This window comes from Longivirga aurantiaca, from assembly GCF_042660085.1.
GTDB lineage: Bacteria > Actinomycetota > Actinomycetes > S36-B12 > CAIYMF01 > Longivirga > Longivirga aurantiaca.
In genome coordinates, this window is sequence record NZ_JBHSTI010000057.1 from 1 (window position 1) to 4805 (window position 4805).

4 protein-coding genes are annotated in these 4805 nt (G+C 72.4%); all 4 read right to left on the reverse strand.

What is annotated here, in order from left to right; genetic code table 11:
- The coding region (locus ACFQGU_RS17330; protein WP_386768952.1) for an ATP-binding cassette domain-containing protein at positions 1-2226 on the reverse strand (2226 nt) is incomplete at its 3' end.
- Between the two features lie 54 nt (positions 2227-2280).
- On the reverse strand, positions 2281-2679 hold the full coding sequence (locus ACFQGU_RS17335; protein WP_386768953.1) for a VOC family protein: 399 nt from the start codon (positions 2677-2679) through the stop codon (positions 2281-2283).
- 72 nt (positions 2680-2751) lie between these two features.
- Complete coding sequence (locus ACFQGU_RS17340; RefSeq protein ID WP_386768954.1) at positions 2752-3801, reverse strand: matrixin family metalloprotease; 1050 nt, start codon at positions 3799-3801, stop codon at positions 2752-2754.
- 70 nt (positions 3802-3871) lie between these two features.
- A complete protein-coding gene (locus ACFQGU_RS17345; protein WP_386768955.1) occupies positions 3872-4516 on the reverse strand; it encodes a GNAT family N-acetyltransferase in 645 nt (214 codons plus the stop codon).
- Between the last annotated feature and the right edge of the window lie 289 nt (positions 4517-4805).

Consider the following 4805-nt stretch of genomic DNA (forward strand, 5'->3'; position numbering starts at 1 on the left):
GTGCGCCATCACGGCCTGGTGGTGCTCGATCACGATCACCGACTTGCCGGAGTCGACGAGGCGGTCGAGCAGGGCGAGCAGGTTCTCGACGTCGGCGAGGTGCAGGCCGGCGGTCGGCTCGTCGAGCACGTAGATCCCGCCCGTGTCCGTCATGTTGGTGGCGAGCTTGAGCCGCTGGCCCTCGCCGCCCGACAGCGTGGTGAGCGGCTGGCCGAGGGTCACGTAGCCGAGGCCGACATCGACGAGCCGGTCGAGGATCGCGGCGGCGGCAGGGATACGGGCCTCGCCGTCGGAGAAGAACGCGTGCGCCTCGCCCGCCGGCATCGCGAGCACCTCGCTGATGTCGCGCCCGCCGAAGTGGTAGTCGAGCACCGCGGAGTCGAAGCGCCTGCCCTCGCACACCTCGCACGTCATCGGGACGCCGGCCATGATCCCGAGGTCGAGGTAGACCACTCCGTTGCCGTTGCAGGTGGGGCACGCGCCCTCGGAGTTGGCGCTGAAGAGCGCCGGCTTCACGCCGTTGGCCTTGGCGAAGGCCTTGCGGATGTGGTCGAGCAGGCCGGTGTAGGTCGCGGGGTTGCTGCGGCGCGAGCCCTTGATCGGCGCCTGGTCGACCGAGACCACGCCGTCGAGGCCCACGACCGAGCCGTCGAGCAGCGAGCTCTTGCCCGAGCCGGCGACGCCCGTGAGCACCACGAGCACGCCGAGCGGGATGTCGACGTCGACGTCCTTGAGGTTGTTGGCCTTCGCGCCCCGGATCGGGAGAGAGCCCGACGCCGTGCGCACCGACTCCTTGACCTGCGCGCGGTCGTCGAGGTGGCGGCCGGTCAGGGTCCCGCTCGCGCGCAGCCCCGCGACGCTGCCCTCGTACACGACCTCGCCGCCGGCCTTGCCCGCGCCGGGCCCGATGTCGATGGCGTGGTCGCCGATCTCGATCACCTCGGGCTTGTGCTCGATCACGAGCACGGTGTTGCCCTTGTCGCGCAGCTGCAGCAGCAGGGAGTTCATCCGCTGGATGTCGTGCGGGTGCAGCCCGACGGTCGGCTCGTCGAAGACGTAGGTGACGTCGGTGAGGGACGAGCCGAGGTGCCGGATCATCTTGGTGCGCTGGGCCTCGCCGCCGGACAGCGTGCCGGCAGGCCGCTCGAGCGAGAGATAGCCGAGGCCGATCTCGACGAACGACTCGAGGGTGTGCCGGAGGTTGTCGAGCAGCGGGCCGACCGACGGCTCGTCGAGCGCGCCCACCCACTCGGCGAGGTCGCTGATCTGCATCGCACAGGCGTCGGCGATCGAGATGCCGGCGATCTTCGACTCCCGCGCGTGCTCGGCCAGGCGCGTGCCGTCGCAGTCGGGGCAGACGGTGAAGGTGATCGCCCGCTCGACGAACGCGCGGATGTGCGGCTGCATCGCCTCGACGTCCTTGGACAGGAACGACTTCTGGATGCGCGGGATCAGGCCCTCGTAGGTGAGGTTGATGCCGTCGACCTTGATCTTGGTCGGCTCCTTGTAGAGGAGCGCGTCGAGCTCCTTCTTCGTGAACGCCGCGATCGGCTTGTCGGGGTCGAAGAAGCCGCAGCCGCTGAAGATGCGGCCGTACCAGCCGTCGGCGCTGTAGCCGGGGATCGTGAGCGCGCCCTCGTTGAGCGACTTGGTGTCGTCGTAGAGCGCCGTACGGTCGAAGTCGCTCACCGATCCGCGGCCCTCGCAGCGCGAGCACATGCCGCCGACGATGCTGAACGAGCGCCGCTCCTTGGTCTCACGCCCGCCCTTGGTGGTGGTGACGGCGCCCGAGCCGCTGATCGAGGCGACGTTGAACGAGAACGCCTGCGGCGGCCCCACGTGCGGCTGGCCGAGGCGGCTGAACAGGATGCGCAGCATCGCGTTGGCGTCGGTCGCGGTGCCGACGGTGGAGCGCGGGTCGGATCCCATCCGCTGCTGGTCCACGAGGATCGCGGTGGTGAGGCCGTCGAGCACGTCGACGTCGGGGCGCGCCATGGTGGGCATGAACCCCTGCACGAAGGCCGGGTAGGTCTCGTTGATCAGCCGCTGGCTCTCGGCGGCGATCGTGCCGAAGACCAGCGAGCTCTTGCCCGAGCCCGAGACGCCCGTGAACACCGTGAGCCGGCGCTTGGGGATCTCCACGCTGACGTCGCGCAGGTTGTTGACCCGTGCGCCGTGCACCCGGATCAGGTCGTGGCTGTCCGCGGCTGGCGTGCCCTTGCCCATCGGTGCTCCATCCGTGTCGACGGCGTACGAGAGCATCGCACGCCGAACCCGGTGTCAGGCCTGGGCGATCCGCACGAGGTTGCCGGACGGGTCGCGGAACGCGCAGTCGCGCGCGCCCCACGGCTGCGCCACCGGCTCCTGCAGCACCTCGGCACCCGACGCCCGAACGCGCTCGAACGTCGCATCGAGGTCGTCGGCGCGGAAGATGGCGGCCTGGATCGAGCCCTGCGTCACGAGGGCGAGCAGGGCATCGCCCTCGGCCTGCGACCGGCCGCCGTGCGGCTGGAACAGCACGATGTCGACGTCCTGCCCCTCGGCGCCGACGGTGACCCAGCGGAAGCCCTGGGCCGAGACGTCGTTGCGCACGGCGAGGCCGAGCGCGTCGCGGTAGAAGCCGAGCGCGGCCTCGGGGTCGTGCACGGGGATGAAGGTGGAGTGCAGGGTGACGGCCATGCGGTGAACCCTAGGAGCGGGGCCCGACGCCGTGCTTCTCCGTTCCTGCTCGACCCGGCGAGATCAGGGGGTTCAGGCGTCGGGCTGGCAGGGGCCCTGGCCGAGCACGGTGAGGCCGCGCCGGTCGGCAGCCGCGTAGTCGGTGACGTCGAGCGAGACGCGCGGGTACATCAGCGCCGCCTTGGACTTCACGTGCCCGAGGCCGACGAGGTGGCCGAGCTCGTGCAGCACCACCGACCGTGCGACCTCGTAGCCGCCGAGCGAGCGCAGGCGTGCGAACTGGGCGGCGTCGAGGCTGACCGTGCCCGAGACGTACGCGCGGTCGCCGCTCTCGGTGTCGACCCAGTAGGGCCCGGCCCGGCCGAGCACGTCACCCTTCAGCCCGGGATCGTCCTTGGTCGTCGACCAGCTCACGAGCACGGGGGCCCAGCGGTCGCCGTAGCGCTGGGGCTGGAAGACGGCGCGGTCGTCGGAGTACTTCTCCTTCGTCGTGCCCTCGTACACGAACTCGAGGCCGGTGAGCTCGGCCAGGCGCGCGAACGACTCGCGCAGCATGCGGTCGCCGTCCTTGGGCGCACGACCGGCCGAGCGCAGCACCCAGGTGATCGGGCGGCACGGCGACCACGCGATGCCTGTCTTCTTGTCCTTCTGCAGCGTCGCGAACGCGTACCCCTTGGCGACCGACTTCCTGAGGTCGCCCTCGGGCAGCGACTCCGGCCGCGGCGTCTCGCCCACCCCGGGGGTCGGGTAGTCGCCGGACTCCGTGCCGCGGGGCGAGCTCGAGGGTGCGGGCTCGGGTGCTGCGCTGGTCGGCACGTCCCCGGGGACGGCCACGATCTGCTCGCGCTCGGGCGGCTGCTGGGCCCAGGCCGCCACACCCACGACGAGGGCGCCGACGACCGTCACCGCCGCCACGGCCTTCCACCGGCTGCGCCGCCGGGCTGCGGACGGCGGAGGCGCGCCGAACGCGTCGCTCTGCCAGCCCCGGAACGGCACCGGCTCGCTCGGCCGGCCGGCCGCCTCGTCGAGCACCCACTGCGGCACGCGACCGGACGGCGACCTCGGCACGTCCGGCGGCAGATCCATCGGATCCAGCCGCGCGGGCTCCGGTGCCTTGGGCACAGGCTCGTCCTCGGGGCGCTTCGGCCCCGGAATCCACTCGGTCATGCGAGTCGCCCGTACGTCGCCCGCCTCAGGCGAGCGGCTCCTCGCGCGAGAGGCCCGGAGACCCCACGCGCCCTCGGCCGAGCAGCCGGTCGAGCGCAGCCTCGACGACGTCGTCGCGCATGAAGGCCGGCACCGTCTGGCGCAGGTCGAGGCGCAGCCGCGGGTGCCGCGGGTGCGCCCGCACGGTCGTGAAGCCGACCGCGAGCAGGAAGTCGGCCGGGATGAGGCACGGATCGGAGCCTGTCGTCGAGGCCACCGCCTCCACCGCCCGCACGCCGCGGCGTGCGAGGTCGGCGGTCATCCCCTGCACGAGCATCCGGCCGAGCCCGTAGCCCGCGTGCTCGGGGTCGACGTGCAGGGTCGCGAGAGCCACGGCGTCGGACGCCACCGGCGAGGTGGCGTACGCCGCGAGCCCCGGGAGGTACGCCGGCGGCGCGTAGAGCGCATAGCCCGCGACCACGCCGTCGACGCGCACGACCTGGCCGCACGAGCCCCACTCGAGCAGCGTGCTCGAGAGCCAGGCCTCCTTGGCCGCGAGGCCGTCGCCGTCCTCCTCGACCCGCGAGCGGTGCACGGCATCCAGCTCCCAGCGGGTGCAGGAGCGGCAGGGGGAGGCGAGCTCGGCGAGCGAGTCGCGGGTGAGCGCCGCGAGGCGGCGGGCGACGGCCACGGGATCAGCTCGTGACCGGGCGCGGGAGCTCGTCGTCGTGCGGGCGGACCAGGCTGTAGACGAAGCCCGCGACGAGGCCCAGGGCCACCAGCGCCAGCAGCCAGCGCACAACCCGCATGACAACTCCCCTCGTCCATCCGCGATCCTAGGCGCAGGGACGGGCCGGTGGCTCGGCCTTGCACCACCCGGACACCGACGTCCGCCCCCTGCCGGATCTGCGCTGCGCAGGGGGGAGCCCGTGCGGGATGCTGGTCGCCCTGCACGTCCGTCCCCGAGAAGGAACGTGGTA

Coding starts and splice junctions, on each gene's coding strand:
- ACFQGU_RS17335 (WP_386768953.1), bottom strand. CDS start 2,679: ATGGCCGTCACCCTGCACTCCACCTTCATCCCCGTGCACGACCCCGAG.